Raw genomic sequence first — 17,056 nt, 5'->3', positions numbered from 1 at the left:
TTGGCAATGCTTGCGCCTGAGCCTTTGCGGCAGCCCACCCCCTGACTGGGGAAGGCCTACTCGCCAATCCATTGTCTTAGGAATTTGGCCGCGCGTCTAGATTGAAACACGCGCTGGCAGACGCGAGGGGGGCCGCATTCGCCCTTCCACCGCGCAAACATCCATTTCGTTTTGAAAGGACTCGAGGCGTGACTCCGGAAGGGCTCGAAGGAAAGATTTCAGAACCACGATCATCTCTCGCAGGCAAGTATTCAAGTCGTAGTGCAACTTATCTAGAGCTGCCCATGATTGTCCCGGTTGCTCTTCCACACCGGAGGCCAGCCCTTCGGCGATTTCAGCGAACTGATCGGCCGAGACACTCAGGGTCAACTCCAGCGCCCGGAGTTTGTGCAAATACCGTGATCGGCTCGCAAAGAGCACACGGTGAAGCATTTGATTCCATACGGCATTTTGCTTGGCGATTTCCCCGGCATAAAACTCCGGATCCAGCGGCGCGACCGGCGGAACTTCCGCCAATCGCCTTCCGTGGCTCGCGAGCGTTCTACATGCACTCACCAGCGGCCTGGCCAGCTTGTCGACCACTGCACCGGCAATTTCAACTTCAGCTCGAGCACATCCGAGTGCGCCTCGGGAACGATGCTCCAGGGCTTCGTTCAGGGCAATCGAGAGCATCGCATAGTCGGCCTCCCAATTACGCACGATCCTGGAAAATGCGCCGGACTTCTCTTTTGGGAGCCGGGCAATCCAGTCCTCCTGGACACTACGGTAGGCCTGCGATGTTTGCCTTTTTGCCCGAAGATGCATGACCCCGCACCTGTCCGCATTATATTATTACCCAAGGAAATGCGGCCCTTTCTTGACGCTGAGAGAATGCCACCGCTATACTGCCCATGGACCTCCGAAAGGATTTTGCTTGGAATCCGAACCATTGCAATTTGAGCCACGCGACCAGCTTCTTCAACGGCGCAAAAAGCTCCAAGAAATCATTGCCCTCGGCCTCGATCCTTATCCACACAAGTTCCAATGGGAGCAGACGCCCGCGGAAGTTATTGAAAAATATAGCCAGCTCACCGCGGATGACCTAAAGGCTTCGAATATTCAAGCAACCATCGCTGGGCGCATCATAACGATTCGCCTGCATGGCAAGGCTGGTTTCGCGCACATCCAAGGGCAGGGCCAGCGGCTGCAGATTTATGTCAAGCTCGACGTTGTTGGCGAGAAAACTTACCAACTCTTTCAACTTCTTGATATGGGCGACGTTATTGGAGTTTCAGGACATCTTTTTCGTACGAAAACAAACGAGCTGACTCTTTGGGTTGAGCAGTTAACTTTGCTCACCAAGTCTCTTTTACCACTTCCTGAGAAGTGGCACGGCCTCGCGGACGTCGAGATGCGCTATCGCCGTCGGTATCTGGACCTGATCGCCAACGAGCGCGCTCGGCATGTATTTTTGCGCCGCGCCCAGATCATCCGCTATATCCGTGATTTCTTCGATGGGCGCGGTTACTTGGAAGTCGAAACGCCAATGATGCATCCGATTCTTGGGGGGGCTACAGCGCGGCCATTCATCACTCACCACAACGCGTTTGATGTCGATTTCTATATGCGTATCGCGCCGGAGCTTTATCTCAAGAGGCTTGTCGTCGGCGGGTTCGATCGCGTTTACGAAATTAATCGCAACTTCCGGAACGAGGGAGTGGATGCGATTCACACACCGGAATTCACAATGCTGGAGTTCTACGAGGCCTATAGCGACTACCGCGACCTCATCAAGCTTACGGGGGAACTCTTTACGGGAGTCGTGAAGTCCATCTGCGGAGATACGAAAGTGAAATATGGCGAACATGAAATCGATTTTGCCCATTTCGAGTCCATGTCCATGCGCCAAGCCATCGGCAAATTCTGGCCCTCCGACGCTGGGCGCGCGCCAGATATGGGAGAACTTACGAGGTCGGACGGCCCGCGTGCCGTTGCTGAACGTTATAACGCTTTTGCGCGCGCGAAAGGGATCGATCTTCTGGAGGGTATTGAGAAGTCATCAGCCGGCGAATTGACTGGCGCACTTTTCGAAGCTGTCGCCGAAGCGCATCTCATTCAGCCCACATTTATCTGCGATTTCCCTACGGAGATTTCTCCGCTCTCGAAATGTAAGAGAGACGATCCCTCGGTCACGGAGCGCTTCGAACTGTTCATTAATGGCATGGAGTTGGCCAATGGCTTCTCCGAGCTGAACGATCCCATCGACCAGGAACGCCGTTTCCGCGCGCAAGTCGAGTCTGGCGGCGCGGAAATGCCAAAAGAAATTGATTGGGATTACATCCGCGCGCTGGCCCATGGCATGCCACCGACGGCTGGGGAAGGGATCGGCATCGATCGCTTGGTCATGCTCTTGACGGACTCCCATTCGATTCGTGAAGTGATTCTCTTTCCGACGCTTCGCCCGCAGAAGGACGCTGAGACGGATGCCGCCGCTGCCGCGGCAACCACGGGCGAGACAAACCCATGAGTTTTGAATGGATGGTCGCGCGGCGCTACCTGCGGTCGCAGTACAAGCCGCCTGTCTTGCGACTCGTGACGTTCCTCTCTGTCGTTGGCGTTGCCGCCGGCGTCGCCACGCTCGTGATTGCGCTTGCGATGAATACCGGATCGCGTCGCGCGATTCGTGATCGTTTGCTAGGCGTAACTGCGCATATCAATATCAAACCGAACGGTACAGACAGCATCCGAGGCTACCGGGAATTGATGGCTCGTCTGGCCTCCACTCCCGGTGTCGCCAAAATCACCCCGGCGGTTTATAACCAGGTTCTTCTTTCGGCAGGCAGCGGAGCGCAAGGTGTGGTGCTCAAAGGCATTGACGTTCCGCTCGAAAAGACCTGGGATTCAGCCCTCGATCACGTGATCTCAGGGAATGATAATTTCACGCCCGATTCCTACGGCATTCCCGGCATCCTGATCGGTCGTATTCTCGCTGACACATTGCGAATCAAGCTGGGTGACTACGTTACCGCGCTCACACCGCAAGGGAGCCTTACTCCCTTTGGATTGCAGCCGAATTCCCGCCGCTTCCGCGTAACGGGAATTTACAGTTCGGGCTTCTACGACTATGACGCCAACTGGGCCTTCATCACGCTCTCGCAAGCTCAGTCGCTGGCCGGAATCGGTGACGTCGTGAACATATTGGAAGTCCGCGTCAATAATCTCGACGACGCTGGAAAAATCGCTGACACTCTCTCGGGCGAAGCCGGTCCCGACTACCACGTAACGACATGGATGGAAGAAAATCAGGCTCTCTTTCGTGCCATGAGCCTCGAGAAACTTGTCACTGCAATATTCATCGGATTGATCACGTTCGTAGCCGGCCTCAATATTCTCGTTGTCCTCGCGATGACAGTTACGGAGAAGGTCCGCGACATTGCGGTCCTCATGACCCTTGGCGCGCGTCGTGTCCAAGTCCGCAACATTTTCGTGCTGCAGGGCTTTCTGGTTGGTGTTGCGGGAACGGCCGCGGGCCTTGCCATTGGATATTCCCTTTCGTGGATTGCGAATCGATGGGAACTTGTGCCCCTCAATCCTGAGATTTACTCGATTCCCTATGTTCCGTTTCACTCGAATGCCTGGGATGCCGTCTGGATCGCTGCCGCCGCATTGATCATCGCCACTGTTGCAACGATTTACCCCGCCGGTGCTGCGGCGCGAACCCTTCCCGTAGAAATTCTGCGTTCAGAATAACAACGAAAATTTAACTCGACACTTATCCCGCGACCTGCTTACGCGCATCTTAATGAGTGCAGGTGGCGTTAGAGTTCCATGACGGAAGTACTCGTCATCGGTGGCGAATTCGGAACCTCATGGACAGCAGAGAAGAAACGCAACATGCTACAATTGGAAGTGTAGCGAATTGGGTCATCATGAGTGGTTCGAGAGGCATAACGGAACTTTTGCACACAAAATGTGCAAGAACTTGGAGCCACGACTGAGAGATAGGAATCGACAGCCGATAAGAGATAGAAACTAAAGCGATAAACGGAGTAGGTTTCGGCCCAGGAATTGAACAGGAGATTGCAGAGCTTGCTGTCATGACGAGCGAAGCGACAAGTACGATGACGAGGCAAGGCGTACTAGAAATCGGGCACGGGGAGCAAAAGGCGCTGCTTCGCGTGGAAGGCTTGCGAAAGGTATTTCGCTCTGGCAGCGGGGAAGTGACGGCCCTCGACGGAGTCAGCCTCTCCATTTCGAGCGGCGAAATGGTCGCCCTCGTCGGCCCGTCCGGTTCGGGCAAAAGCACGCTGCTTCATCTGTTGGCTGCTCTAGACACGCCGACAAACGGTACAGTATACTTCGACGGAAATTTGCTGGAGACGCTTGGGGAGCGTGATCTGGAAAATTTCCGCAGTTCTGCTGTAGGGTTTGTCTGGCAGCGACATCAGCTTTTGACTGATTTCACCGCGGCCGAAAACGTCGCGATGCCGCTCCTGATACGGGGTGTGGCGGGACGGGCTGCACTGCAGACTGCGCAAGAGTGGCTTTCTGAGGTGGGACTGGGCGACCGTGCTGGACATCGCGCCAGCGAACTTTCAGGCGGTGAGCAACAACGCGCGGCGATTGCCAGAGCTCTGATAACTCGCCCGCGGGTGTTGCTTGCGGATGAGCCGACCGGCGATTTGGACGAGGCGAACACGGAGTCGATTTTCGGTCTCCTGCAACGCCTGCATCGGTCTCATCATCTGACTTCAGTTCTTGCGACTCATAATTTATCCCTTGCGGAACGCGCCGACCGCGTGTTGAGCTTGGAGCATGGTTTGTTGAAGCAAGGCGATGGAAATTTCGCGCGTCGCCCTTCGGGGCGCGTCGCGTCGGGGATTTCTTCGGCCTCGGAAGGGCTCGGGTGACCCGTGTTTGAACGCTATACAGAAAAGGCGCGGCGCGTGATTTTCTTTGCACGCTACGAGGCGAGTCAGTACGGCAGTCCCTATATTGAGACGGAGCATCTCCTTCTGGGGCTGCTGCGCGAGGATAAGGCGCTGGCCAATCGCTTTCTGCGCACTCATGGTTCCATCGAGTCCATTCGCAAGGAAATCGAGTCGCGCATCACGGTGCGCGAGCGCATTTCCACTTCTGTTGAAGTTCCCTTAAGCCAGGAATGCCGCCGCATTTTGAATTACGCGGCGGAAGAAGCGGAACGTCTCAATCACAAACATGTCGGTACCGAACATCTTCTTCTGGGCATTCTGCGCGAGGAGAAATCCTTCGGCGCGGAGATTTTGCAAGAACGTGGCTTGCGCCTTTCCGGGGTGCGCGAAGAAATGACGCGCAGTGCGGGGGAAAAAGTGCCTGTTAATCGTCCGAAGGAAACTTCTTTACTCGCGGAATTCAGCCGCGATTTGACGCAGGCGGCCATGGATGGTCAGCTCGATCCGCTGGTTGGGCGTGATCGCGAGCTTGAGCGCGCCATTCAGATTCTTTGCCGCCGGACGAAAAACAATCCTGTTCTGATCGGCGAGCCCGGCGTGGGCAAAACCGCTATCGTAGAAGGCTTGGCCCAGCGCATCGCGGACGGTGACGTTCCGCCATTTCTCGCTGACAAACGCATCCTATCCCTCGATCTCTCCTTGATTGTTGCCGGCACGAAGTATCGCGGCCAGTTTGAAGAACGCCTCAAGACCATCATGAAGGAGCTGATGGAGAATCAGAACGCGATCGTCTTCATTGACGAGCTTCATACACTTGTTGGCGCAGGCTCGGCGGAAGGATCTCTCGATGCCGCCAACATCCTGAAGCCCGCATTGAGCCGCGGGGAAATTCAGTGTATTGGTGCGACGACTCCGGGTGAATACCGCAAGTCCGTCGAGAAGGACCGTTCTCTGGAACGGCGCTTTCAGGCGGTGAAGGTGGGGGCTCCGAACGAAGAAGAGGCCATTCGCGTCCTCCAGGGCGTTCGCGACCGCTACGAAAAATTTCACGCTGTGACTTACACCGACGAAGCAATTCAATATGCCGTATATCTTTCGAATCGCTACATCCCGGACCGGTTCCTCCCCGATAAGGCCATCGATTTGATCGATGAAGCCGGCGCCCGCGTCAAGCTCCGCCAGGCCATGCTGCCCGAGGAAGTGTCCGAAGCGCAGAAGCGCGTGAAATTCATCACTCATCGCATGGAAACTGCCATCGCCAATCACGAATTCGAAAAGGCCCGCTTTTATTCTGAAGAAGAGCGCAAGGAAAAGGAAAATCTCCGGTCCCTCCGCGAAAAACTAAAGATTGACGACTCCTCCACGGGCACAGTCACGCGTGATGACGTCGAAGAAGTCGTGGCGCGTTGGACAGGCGTTGCCGTGACCGCCATCAAAGAGGACGAGCAGCAAAAGCTCCTGCGCATCGAAGAAGAACTGCACAAGCGCATCATCAGCCAAGACAAGGCGATCACCGCTCTCGCACGCGCCATTCGCCGCAGCCGTGCCGGCCTCAAAGCGCCAGGCCGTCCTGTCGGCTGCTTCCTGTTCCTTGGCCCGACTGGCGTTGGCAAGACGGAAGTTGCGCGCCGCCTCGCTGAATTCCTGTTTGGCAGCGAAAAATCGCTCGTGCGTTTCGATATGTCCGAATATATGGAGAAACATTCCGTATCCAAGCTGATTGGCGCACCTCCGGGATATGTGGGATACGAAGAGGGCGGGCAATTGACCGAACGCGTTCGCCGCACGCCCTATTCGATCATTCTCCTTGATGAAATCGAAAAAGCGCATCCCGACGTTTTCAATATTCTTTTGCAAGTTTTCGAAGACGGGCAGTTGACCGATGGCCTCGGGAATACGGTTGATTTCCGCAACACGATTCTGATATTGACTTCCAACATTGGCGCGCGCGTTCTTCAGAAGCAAGTCACGCTTGGTTTTGCTTCTGCGGAAGGCGATGCGCACGCGAAGAGTCTCGATGACCTGGTGATGAATGAGGTCAAGAGAGTTTTCAATCCCGAATTTTTGAATCGATTGGATGAAGTGATCTTGTTCAACGCGCTGACCGACGACGATTTGCTGCGCATCATTGACTTGCTCGTAAACCAAATCAACGATACGCTCGTCCACCGTCAAGTGCAGATTCAAATGACACCGGAAGCGCGGCAGTGGATTTTGGAAAAGACTTGCACTGATCGTAACTATGGTGCGCGTCCGCTCCGGCGGGCTCTTCAGAAGTATGTCGAGGATCCGCTTTCGGAGGCGCTGATTCAAGGCGGGCTTCAACGCCCGGCCATCATGGAGATTTATCTCACGGGTGATGGTTTGGGCTTCCGTCCGGTCGTCGAAGCAACCCCAGTGGCCAACTAGGGAATCCTACACGCGCAAGCCAGCTGAGGGGTCGGTCTGGCGGGGGAGTACGAAACATTGTATGGCGGAGCGCGGTCTTGACTTTGAGTCAAGCTGCAAGGAGAAAATCCTGTCTGCAATTCGCACCGCTCGCTCTGTTGGTGTGCGGATATTTCCTTGTTTTCTGCCCGTCTATTGCTCACGCACAGGAATCGAATGCGAACAATCCTCAGCAGCAGCTTGTAATCACGCGCATTGATTTCGTCGGCAACCTGCGTATCCAGCGGGAAACGCTGATGGCCAGGATTTTTTCCCGTGTGGGCGACCCTTATAACCCGGATGCTATTCGCCGGGACTTCCGCGCGTTATGGAACTCGCAATTCTTTGAGGACATCCGCGTTGAAGTCGAAAATGACCCGAAAAATCCCCTTGGTCGTGTGATTGTGTTTTACGTCACCGAGCGGCCCACCATTCGCAATATCACCTACAAGGGAAATAAATCGATCTCAGAATCCGACATTTTGGATGCGTACAAGGACCGCAAGGTGGACCTTACGGTTGAGAGCCGTTTTGATCCAACCAAAGTCAAGCGCGCGGAGGTCGTCATCCAGGAATTGCTGGCCGAACACGGGCACATGTTCGCCACGGTGAAGCCCGTATACGAGAAAATTCCCGCGACAAATTCCGTAAGCCTCACTTTCAATATCGACGAGGGGCCAAAAGTAAAAGTCGGCCACATCGAAATTACCGGAAATCATGTGTTTTCGGCCAACCGGATTATTCGCTCCATGCGCCACTCACGACCTATGGGAATTCCACTGGGGTTTGCCACCATCAATGTGTTTGGCAAGACTTATGACAAAGATAAGCTCGACGAGGACATGGGTGTCGGCATCGATGGTTTGTATCGCGACCACGGATATTTTCGTGTGGTCATCAAGGACCCGATCCTCAAGACGGTCAGGACAGAACATAATGGTCTGGGTTTGGATGGATTGCCTCTCGTAGGTCACCATCGAAGTATTCGCACGGATATTACTATCCCAATTGAAGAAGGCGCGCAGTACCGGATGGGCCGCCTCGTCATCCGCAGTGCAAACCCCGACGAGAATCTTTATTTCAAGCCGGAATTCCTGGAAACCATTTTCCCTGTCAAGAAGGGCCAGGTTTTTGACGTTTCAAAGATTCGCAAAGCGATCGACGAATACACCAAGCTTTACGGCGACTTTGGATATATTGATTTTACCGCGACCCCTAGCTTCGACGAGGACCCCGCCACCAAGACAATCAATCTGACGCTGGATTTCGACCAAGAAAAACAGTTTTACGTCCGCCGTATCGAATTTCAAGGAAACACCACCACTCGTGATAAAGTCATTCGCCGCGAAATCCTGCTCGATGAAGGCAGTTTGTTCAATGACCGTCTCTGGGAGATGAGTATTCTTCGCTTGAATCAACTGGGCTATTTCGACGAGATCAAGAAAGAAAACGCGGACCTGAAACGTGACGAAAAAGCGGGAACCGTCGACATCACCCTGAAGGTTCACGAAAAGGGCAAGCAATCCATCAGCTTCAACGGAGGTGTCAGCGGCTTGGCGGGCACATTTCTGGGATTGGCTTATCAGACCAACAACTTTCTCGGATTAGGCGAAACGCTAACTTTTTCGAGCAGTTTCGGCAGCATCGAAAGCAGCTTGCTATTTGGCTTCACAGAGCCTTATCTTTTTGACCGCCCGATTTCCACCGGTTTCACAATCTTCTCGAATAAATTCAATTTTAACCAGGAAAGAGAGCTATCCATCTTGGTCGGCCAGTCCGTCGCCATCAATCCCGCACTGGCGCAAGATTACAGCCAAAACAGCAAAGGCTTCACATTGTTTGCCAGCTATCCGATGCACCGCTTTGCCTTTACGCGCATCGGCATCAATTATGGTTGGACGAAGAGCAGCATAAGTACATTCAGCCAAGCCTCGCAGTTGTTGTTCGAATCCTTGCAGTACAGCAGCCTCGCAGGCCCGTCACAGTTGGCCGGAATCGTTTCCAGCACACTCACGCCCTCAATCACATATAACACTGTGAATAGCTCGATGAATCCCACGAGTGGAAAGAGTTTTTCGTATTCTGTGGGATTTACGGGCGGTCCTCTTCAGGGGAATGTTGATTCGATTTCCAATTCGTTTCAGATGGAGTACTTCCACCCGTCGTATCACAAGCGAAATGTCATCGGTATCAGATTCATGGCGGGATGGATTACTGGCTTTAATGGCAAGGTCGTTCCGCCTTTCAACCGCTTCTATTTGGGTGGTGAGGATGACATTCGCGGTTTTGAGTTTTTCAATATCTCGCCGTGGACTTACATTCCTGCTGCCATCAACCAGACGGTTACTTACATTGATCCAACGCAATTGGGCCCAACCGGTGCACCCGTAGCCAAGCAAGTCAGCATTCCCATGCTTCAATACTTCGCCACGCGGCCCGGTGGTGACGTCGAAGGCGTTTTCAACTTCGAATATCGGATACCTATCGCCGGACCTGTCAGCATGAATCTATTCACGGATGCAGGTTTGGATGGCATCCTGCGTCCCAGCCAGTTGCAAGTCGATCCTACGTCAGAACAGCAGCTGAACTCGGAGTTTCCGAATCCTCTTTTCCCGAACGCGGTCGTATCTCAGCGATTGACGATTGTGCCGGGAACAAATTTCCAACCGCGGACATCCTCGGGAATCGAATTTGTTGTCTTCTTACCCATTATCCATGCTCCATTTCGCTTTTACTATGCGTTCAATGCTTTGCGACTGAATCAAACGATAGAAGGGCCGCGCGGCGCGTATTACATCAGCCCGTCGCAGATGGCTGGCTTGCCGCCGGGCGTTCTGCAATCGCAGATCGTCCCTGTTCTGGATCAGTTGCTGGACCAGCAGGTTCAGAGATTTCCCACGGGCCTCGTCGAGCCCCATGGCACATTCCGATTCACGGTGGGTCGCACATTCTGATGACATAGCCTCGGCATTTGTGATGGTGTGCGACGCAGGAGATATACGGTATCGAATAACTGAGCAATTATTGGGGGAGGCGCTTGGATGAGATTGAGTAAGCTGGGAACAATCTTGATTGTGGCCGCGGCGATGGCTGGCTGTGGCACAAACCAGACGATTACCGTCTCGATCACGCCTACCGCCGCAACCGTAATCTTGGCGGGCTCTCAATCCTTCAGCGCAAGCGTGGCGGGGAATGCGAATACTCTTGTAACGTGGTATGTCTGCAATGTCGCACCCGCGAGTGAGGCCACAGGAGCTTCTACCGCCCCCAATATTACGATGCCGAGCGGCTGCGGTAATGCTGGTGGAAGTGCTGCGTTGGGCACGATTCTCACCAACGGTCTGTATACCGCGCCGGCCAAACTTCCCAACGCTTCGAGTGTCAGTATTGTCGCCGTCTCGCAAGCCGATACCGAAGTATTTGCCATTGTAAACATCACATTGGATTCTGGAATCCGAGTGACTGTCACGCCAGCGACCGCTACGATCGGGACCAGCGAACAGTTTCAAATTGACGCTACGGTGACAGGGTCGTCTAACACCAGTGTCACTTGGTCGGTCAATGGGATCGCCAGCGGCAACTCTCAAATTGGAACCGTCACACCAACACAATGTTCCGCCCCGATGCCGATTGTTCCAAATCAACCTCAGTTGCCACCCGGAACTAGCGTCGCGTGCTTCACAGCTCCTAGTTCAGGTCAGACGTCTAACGTGGCAGCTACTTCCGCAGCTGACACGACCCAAGCCGCCAGGGCAGCAATCACTGTTGTCACAGCCAACGACCCGACTTTTACCACGACTACAGCTCCCTTGGAGCCAAGCGTTGCCGATGAAGGGTCAGTCCAAGAAGACATATATCTCCTTGGCAGCGACTTCTTCTCAACAAGCCAGGTCTTGGTAAATGGCACATCCGTGCCCACCACGTTTGTGAGCGGCGTGGCGCTTCGCGCTACGATTCCATCCGGCTTTTTCACGACTCCTGCGGCGCTGCCGATCACCGTCGAACGTCAAAATGGGGATACCGCACCGCCGGTTTTTCTGAATGTACAGCCTGTGCGTCCGGCTGCGATTGCCTCCAGCCCTATTGGTTTTTCGGCCAGCACCAATTCAGGCACACTCGCGATTAATGGCGGATATTTTTCGCCTTCGGTTACAGCATCTATTCCGGGCGTCCAGTCTGTTCCGGTGACGCTTACCAATCCGCGTCAGTTGGGTGTTTCACTTTCCGGTGTTCCGTTCTCGACGCCTGGCCTGCTCCCCTTGTTGCTTCAAAGCAGCGACGCTCAACAGCAAGGTCTGCCTTCAATTGTTTCCACAAACTTCGCTATTACTCCATCGGCGGCGGATATCCCGTCAAGCGTGGGGGCGCCGATTGCGGCGGGGCCGTCTCCTGTTGCAGTCGCGATCGATTCGGCGCTCGGGGTGGCGGTGGTCGTAAGTCAAGGGACGAGCGGCAATCCGGGAAGCGTTTCGCTCCTGAATCTGGATGCGAGTCCCCCCTCTGTCGTAGGCACGCTGAATGTGGGGAATACCCCCACGGGCGTCGCTGTCGACGACATTCTGCATTTGGCCGTCGTGGTCAACAGTGCCGATAGCACGCTTTCCATCGTGAATCTGGTCAATCAGACGGTCTCAACTTTTGCATTGCCTGGTAACCCAACCGGGTCAACCCCGGTTCCTTTGCCCTTTTCTGTCGGCGTCAATCCAATCACTCATCGCGCATTCATCGCCTACTCTGACACGAACATCGGCACTGTCGTTGATCTCTCTGGCGGAGCAGCATCACTGGTTTGCGTGGTTGGCGGTTCCAATCCCAACACGCCGAACAATTGCGCGACCGCCCCCGGGGCAAATACACCTCCTGTTAGCACTGGCCCGAGTCCGCAGGTTGCGATAGAGCCGCAATTGAATTGGGCAGTTGTAACGCCTGGGGGGATCGGTTCAATTGCTATAGTTGATTTGGGTACATCCGCGACAGCTACGCAAGTTGCGCGTTTGCCGATTCCCGTTGCATCTCTCACTTTGTCAACAAGCGACCAAGGCATTGCCATAAACACAGTAACGGATCAGGTGATTTTCACAGATCCGAACCTTCCGAACTTGAGCCTTTTCAGTCTCGTTGATCAAACGACCAGTTCGGCCTCCGCTTCTCAGGGCAATACAGCAGTGGCAGTTAATTCTCTGACGAACATGGCAGTTATCCTCAATCCTAGCGCCGGTACTGCGCTCCCCTATGACATGACCCTGGATCAGCCGATAGGCAATGCCGTAAGTCTAGGAAACACCCCTACGGCTATAGCCATCGATCAAGGCAAGAATATTGCCGTCATCGCTGGTGTAAGTGGCGTTACGATTTTTCCTCTTGGCCCGATTTACTCTCCACAGATCACTCAGGTTAGTCCGAACTATACCTACACAGCGCCTTCCTCGGGATCCCTGACGGTTACACTCAATGGCTATGGATTCAACTCCGGTGCGCAGGTACGCCTGGATGGAGTGCCCGTCCCCACAACGATTTCTGCGAACGGGCGCCAGGCAGTCGCTACGATTCCAGGGAGCATGTTGGGATCGCCTCGGCGGTTTGCAATGGACGTGATGAATTCTGGAGGGACGACTTCAAACGAAGAGAATTTCACGGCGATCGGAGCAATCGCCGTCGGACTGAATCCGATAGGGGTGGCCGTTGACTCCGACCTCAACGAAGCCATTGTCAGCAGCCAGGGCCAGTTGACGCAGGCCGGAACATGCCTAGGTCCAGGCATGGTTTCTGTAGTAAATCTCAATACGCTGGCCGTTACGGAGACTTTTACCGTAGGCAATTGTCCTGAAGGTGTTGCCGTCCTACCGCGCCTCGGGCTGGGCATCGTAGCCAACTATGGCGTCGACAACGCGACGGTTTTTGACTACGTCAACGATGACGTAGTAGCTACCGTCCCCACGGGAAGCGAGCCCGCCGGTGTGGGAATTCAACAGGACACCGCCACAGCATTAGTTACGAACACGAATTCAAACAGCGTCACCTTGTTCAAGGTCAGTGCGAATTCCTCCGCCGTCAACCAAGGTATCGGCAACGTGCAGGTAGATCAGCGTCCTTTTGGGGTGGCTCTAGACCCAATCGATAACATCGCGGCGGTCACGACCACGAGCGGGCCGAATCAGGGAAGCAGTCTGCCCAGCACTTTGGATCTGATCGGTTTATTCGGTACGAACGCCGGCTCCATAATTGGGCGAGTAAGCAATTTTCAGAATCCGATGAGCGTCACGTACGACCCAGTCACCGACACATTCCTCCTTGCCGACAGTCTGGACAACAATATAGACGTCGTGGATCCTAGGTCATTTGTCTCCACGCCGATGCGTGCGGGTATCAATCCGACGGCGATCGCTTACAATTACCAGACCGGCAGTGGAGTCACGGTGAACAGTGCCAGTAACACAATCTCTGTGTTCAATTTCCTGGCTACAAATCCGAATTCTGTATTGACCATCCTTGCTGGGAATGTGCAGGCGGTGCTCCCGATTGAAGGTTCAGCGGAATTTGGGGTAGACATCAATCCGTTGACCAATATGGCAGCCATTGTTGATCAGGCCAATGGAAGGTTACTGCTTGTTCCGCTTCCGCGCTAGCAGGGCTCGGGGCGCGGCCAACGGGAAGGTTTTATCGTGCATCTCTATAAAGAGCTATTTGGGGGTCCGCATTGGCGCGCTGATTCCTTGGTTTTTCGACGTGACGGCGGTTTCCGATTGACCCTGGCGAGGGCGGGTCGCTATAATCATTGTTTCGGTTTTCATTGAGGAGCAAGTATGAAGATTAGAAAAGCTAGTTTAACAGCAATCGCCGCTCTCCTGATTCTCCCCGCTGCATGGGCGCAGGCCGGTTCCGGCGCGTCCGCTGCAGCGCCGGGAAAGATTGCCATTATCAGCTTGCAGCAGGCGATCATGAGCACTGCGGAAGGGAAGCAGGCAACTCAGCAGCTTCGCGCTGAGTTCTCCCCGCGGCAAACGGCCTTGGCGAATTTGAGCAAGCAAATCCAGGATCTTCAGCAACATCTGCAGGCCGGCGCTACGACTCTCAGTGAAGATGAGAAGGGTAAGCTAAACCGGCAAATCAGTGACCTGCAGCGTCGCGGCCAGCGCGATCAGCAGGCGCTCAGCGACGACAGCAACGAAGCCGAGCAGGATGCCGTCAACACCATTGGCCAGAAGATGATGACTGTCGTCGAGACCTACGCCAAGCAAAATGGTTTCGGCGTCGTCATTGATGATTCCATGCAAAATAGCCCTGTCATCTATCGTGCCGACCAGGTAGACATCACCGAGCAGATCGTTAAACTCTATGACCAGACGTACCCGGTGAAGCCTGCTGCGGCCGCCGCCCATCCGGCACCTTCCAAGCCGTCTCATTAGTGGTCTCTGTGTAAGTTTTCTCCGCCACCCGGCCATGCGAGAACAGTGGCCGGGTGGTTTTTTGCCTGATTTTCATGTCTGATTGCGCGCTTGCGTTTGCCAGTACCTCCGTCTATACTTGAAGTTGTTGGAAGCGGGACGAAAGGTCAAGTGGGCGCGAGCCCACTTTTTTGTTGGTAGCGAAAATCAGTCAGGCGCGTTTTTGGGGGATCTCAGCGCCGCTGGTTAGCGGTGGGTTTTCAGGTGTCGATAGACATCGACAGGATTCGCGAAGCTGCCGAGCGCGTTGCGCGCTCCGTGGGCGTTGAAATTGTTGACATTGAATGGAAAGTCGGAAAGCAGCGTCTGCTAAGGGTTTATATCGACAGGCCGCCCTCGCCGGAGCAGCGAATCGGATCAGGCGTCAGCCACAAGGATTGCGAAGCGCTCAGTGAGCAGTTAAGCGTCATCCTCGATGTCGAGGAATTGGTGCCCGGCCCCAGCTACGTGCTGGAGGTCAGTTCGCCGGGCTTGGATCGCAAGTTGGTGAAGCTTGGTGATTACGAGCGTTTCACCGGTCGTTTGGCCCGCATTTGGTTGAACGACCCGGTCGAGAATTCGAAGTACTTTGAAGGCCGATTGGCGGGTTGCACCGATGGCATGGTTCAGTTATTGCTTCGCGATCATACTGTCGCGCTGCCCTTTGCGAACATTCGCAACGCGCATTTAGTTGTCGAATTTTAGGGAGAAGTGACGCATGGCAAGTTTGCTCTACCAGACAATCGAGCAAATCAGCCGGGACAAGCATATCGAGCCCGAGGTTATTGTCGCGGCCATCGAAGAAGCTATTGTTGTCGCTGCGCGCAAATTTTATAAGACCGACGAGGATCTAAGAGCAAACTTCAATTCCGACACCGGCAACGTCGAGCTCTATGCTGTCCGCAAGGTTGTGGAAGAGGTCACAGATCCGGTCCGCGAGATCAGCGTCACAGATGCTCACAAGCTGCAGCCCGGCATTGAGGCGGGAGGCGAGATCCTTCAGGCCCGTGCGACCGATGTTCTTGGCCGCATTCAAGCGCAAACGGCCAAGCAGGTCATCTTGCAGAAAGTACGCGAGGCGGAACGCGATACGATTTACAACGAATTCCACACGCGTGTCGGCGAGTTGGTGAACTGCATCGTCAAACGACTCGATGGTCCTGACGTCATCGTTGATTTGGGCCGCACGGAAGCGCGTCTCCCAAAGCGCGAGCAGTCCCGGCTGGAAACTTATAACGTTGGCGATCGCCTGCGCGTTGCTATCCGCGCTGTCGAACGCGCGGCCAAGGGTCCTCAGGTGATCGTTTCGCGTGCTGACCCTGTATTGGTGCAACGGCTGTTCGAAATGGAAGTCCCTGAGATTTACGACGGTACCGTGCAGATTCGCGCCGTGGCTCGTGAGGCTGGCGAGCGCACAAAGATTGCTGTCGAGAGCCGCGACAAGGATGTCGATCCGGTTGGCGCTTGCGTGGGCATGAAAGGCATGCGTGTACAGTCGATCATTCGCGAGCTGCGTGGCGAGAAGATCGACATTATTCCTTACAACGAAGACATTCTGACGTTCGCGCAGAAGGCGCTCAGTCCCGCGAAGGTGACTCGTGTTCAGGCCGCGGATCTTGAAGAGAAGCGGCTCGAAGTCATCGTCGAAGATACACAACTCTCCCTGGCGATTGGCAAAAAGGGCCAGAATGTTCGCCTTGCCAGCAAGCTGATTGGCTGGAATATCGATATCAAGAGCGAAGAAGAGAAGCGCCGTGAAATCGAAGCTCAGATGGCCGAAATGACGGTCGCTTCCACGCCTCTCGTGGAACTCGCGGGTATCGGACCGAAGACCATCGAAAAGCTCGAAGCGCACGGCGTCACTTCCATCGAGAAACTTGCGGATATGACTCCAGAGCAGTTACTGGAGATTCCCGGCATCGGCGAAAAGATGGTCGAGAAGATTCGCGTCTCGGTCGAACAATATTTCCAGGCTCTCGAATCGCAGCAACCCGCGGGGGAGGGTGCGGCCGTTGAGGCCAGTGGCGAATTCGCGGAAACTTCGCCTGGCGCCGAAACTCCGATGGAGGGTGAAGGCGCTGTCGAAAACATAGCGGAAGCGGAAGCAGATGCACAGCTCAGCGCAGAAATATCTTCAGAGTCACAGCACTTTGAAGAGCCTCTCGTGGAGGCATCTGCAGATGCCTCGGGGTCGGCCACGGATTCACCCGTCAATGCAAATGAGCCCTTAAAAGAAGAAAAAGGTGAAACGGCAGGGACTCCCGGACCTGCTTCGCGGGAGGACAACTCCTAATT

Annotated in this window: 10 protein-coding genes; 9 read left to right on the top strand and 1 reads right to left on the bottom strand. The window is 54.6% G+C overall.

What is annotated here, in order from left to right; translation table 11 throughout:
- Nucleotides 1-96: 96 nt before the first annotated feature.
- Nucleotides 97-516 carry a hypothetical protein gene (locus tag VGR81_08995; protein HEV2289075.1) on the bottom strand — a complete coding sequence of 140 codons (420 nt, stop codon included), beginning with the start codon at nt 514-516 and terminating at the stop codon, nt 97-99.
- 397 nt (nt 517-913) lie between these two features.
- On the opposite strand from VGR81_08995, the gene lysS reads away from it, so the two are divergent.
- The 9 genes from lysS to nusA all read left to right on the top strand — a co-directional run bounded on the left by lysS (nt 914) and on the right by nusA (nt 17,054).
- On the top strand, nt 914-2,506 hold the full coding sequence (lysS, locus tag VGR81_08990) for a lysine--tRNA ligase (protein ID HEV2289074.1): 1,593 nt from the start codon (nt 914-916) through the stop codon (nt 2,504-2,506).
- A complete protein-coding gene (locus VGR81_08985; GenBank protein HEV2289073.1) occupies nt 2,503-3,729 on the top strand; it encodes an ABC transporter permease in 1,227 nt (408 codons plus the stop codon). The genes lysS and VGR81_08985 overlap by 4 nt, the downstream gene beginning before the upstream one ends.
- 371 nt (nt 3,730-4,100) lie before the next feature.
- A complete protein-coding gene (locus VGR81_08980) occupies nt 4,101-4,889 on the top strand; it encodes an ABC transporter ATP-binding protein (GenBank protein ID HEV2289072.1) in 789 nt (262 codons plus the stop codon).
- 36 nt (nt 4,890-4,925) lie between these two features.
- Nucleotides 4,926-7,319: an ATP-dependent Clp protease ATP-binding subunit gene (locus VGR81_08975; protein HEV2289071.1), complete on the top strand. Its 2,394-nt coding sequence runs from the start codon at nt 4,926-4,928 to the stop codon at nt 7,317-7,319.
- Nucleotides 7,320-7,396: 77 nt separating this feature from the next.
- On the top strand, nt 7,397-10,291 hold the full coding sequence (gene bamA / locus VGR81_08970) for an outer membrane protein assembly factor BamA (GenBank protein HEV2289070.1): 2,895 nt from the start codon (nt 7,397-7,399) through the stop codon (nt 10,289-10,291).
- Between the two features lie 87 nt (nt 10,292-10,378).
- A complete protein-coding gene (locus tag VGR81_08965; protein HEV2289069.1) occupies nt 10,379-13,963 on the top strand; it encodes a YncE family protein in 3,585 nt (1,194 codons plus the stop codon).
- A 177-nt stretch (nt 13,964-14,140) separates the two neighbouring features.
- Nucleotides 14,141-14,743, top strand: coding sequence for an OmpH family outer membrane protein (locus tag VGR81_08960; protein ID HEV2289068.1), 603 nt, complete (start codon nt 14,141-14,143; stop codon nt 14,741-14,743).
- A 231-nt stretch (nt 14,744-14,974) separates the two neighbouring features.
- A complete protein-coding gene (gene rimP, locus VGR81_08955) occupies nt 14,975-15,466 on the top strand; it encodes a ribosome maturation factor RimP (GenBank protein HEV2289067.1) in 492 nt (163 codons plus the stop codon).
- Nucleotides 15,467-15,479: 13 nt separating this feature from the next.
- Nucleotides 15,480-17,054: a transcription termination factor NusA gene (nusA, locus tag VGR81_08950; GenBank protein HEV2289066.1), complete on the top strand. Its 1,575-nt coding sequence runs from the start codon at nt 15,480-15,482 to the stop codon at nt 17,052-17,054.
- The last annotated feature ends 2 nt before the right edge of the window (nt 17,055-17,056 follow it).

The organism is Candidatus Acidiferrales bacterium, assembly GCA_035934015.1.
In the GTDB taxonomy this organism is placed as follows: domain Bacteria; phylum Acidobacteriota; class Terriglobia; order Acidiferrales; family UBA7541; genus DAHUXN01.
This window is presented reverse-complemented; position numbering and strand designations above follow the sequence as displayed.

What these genes read in the sequence shown, in the direction of transcription:
- VGR81_08985 (HEV2289073.1), top strand. Translation starts at nt 2,503, where the DNA reads ATGAGTTTTGAATGGATGGTCGCGCGGCGCTACCTGCGGTCGCAGTAC.
- VGR81_08980 (HEV2289072.1), top strand. Translation starts at nt 4,101, where the DNA reads ATGACGAGGCAAGGCGTACTAGAAATCGGGCACGGGGAGCAAAAGGCG.
- VGR81_08965 (HEV2289069.1), top strand. Translation starts at nt 10,379, where the DNA reads ATGAGATTGAGTAAGCTGGGAACAATCTTGATTGTGGCCGCGGCGATG.
- VGR81_08960 (HEV2289068.1), top strand. Translation starts at nt 14,141, where the DNA reads ATGAAGATTAGAAAAGCTAGTTTAACAGCAATCGCCGCTCTCCTGATT.
- nusA (HEV2289066.1), top strand. Translation starts at nt 15,480, where the DNA reads ATGGCAAGTTTGCTCTACCAGACAATCGAGCAAATCAGCCGGGACAAG.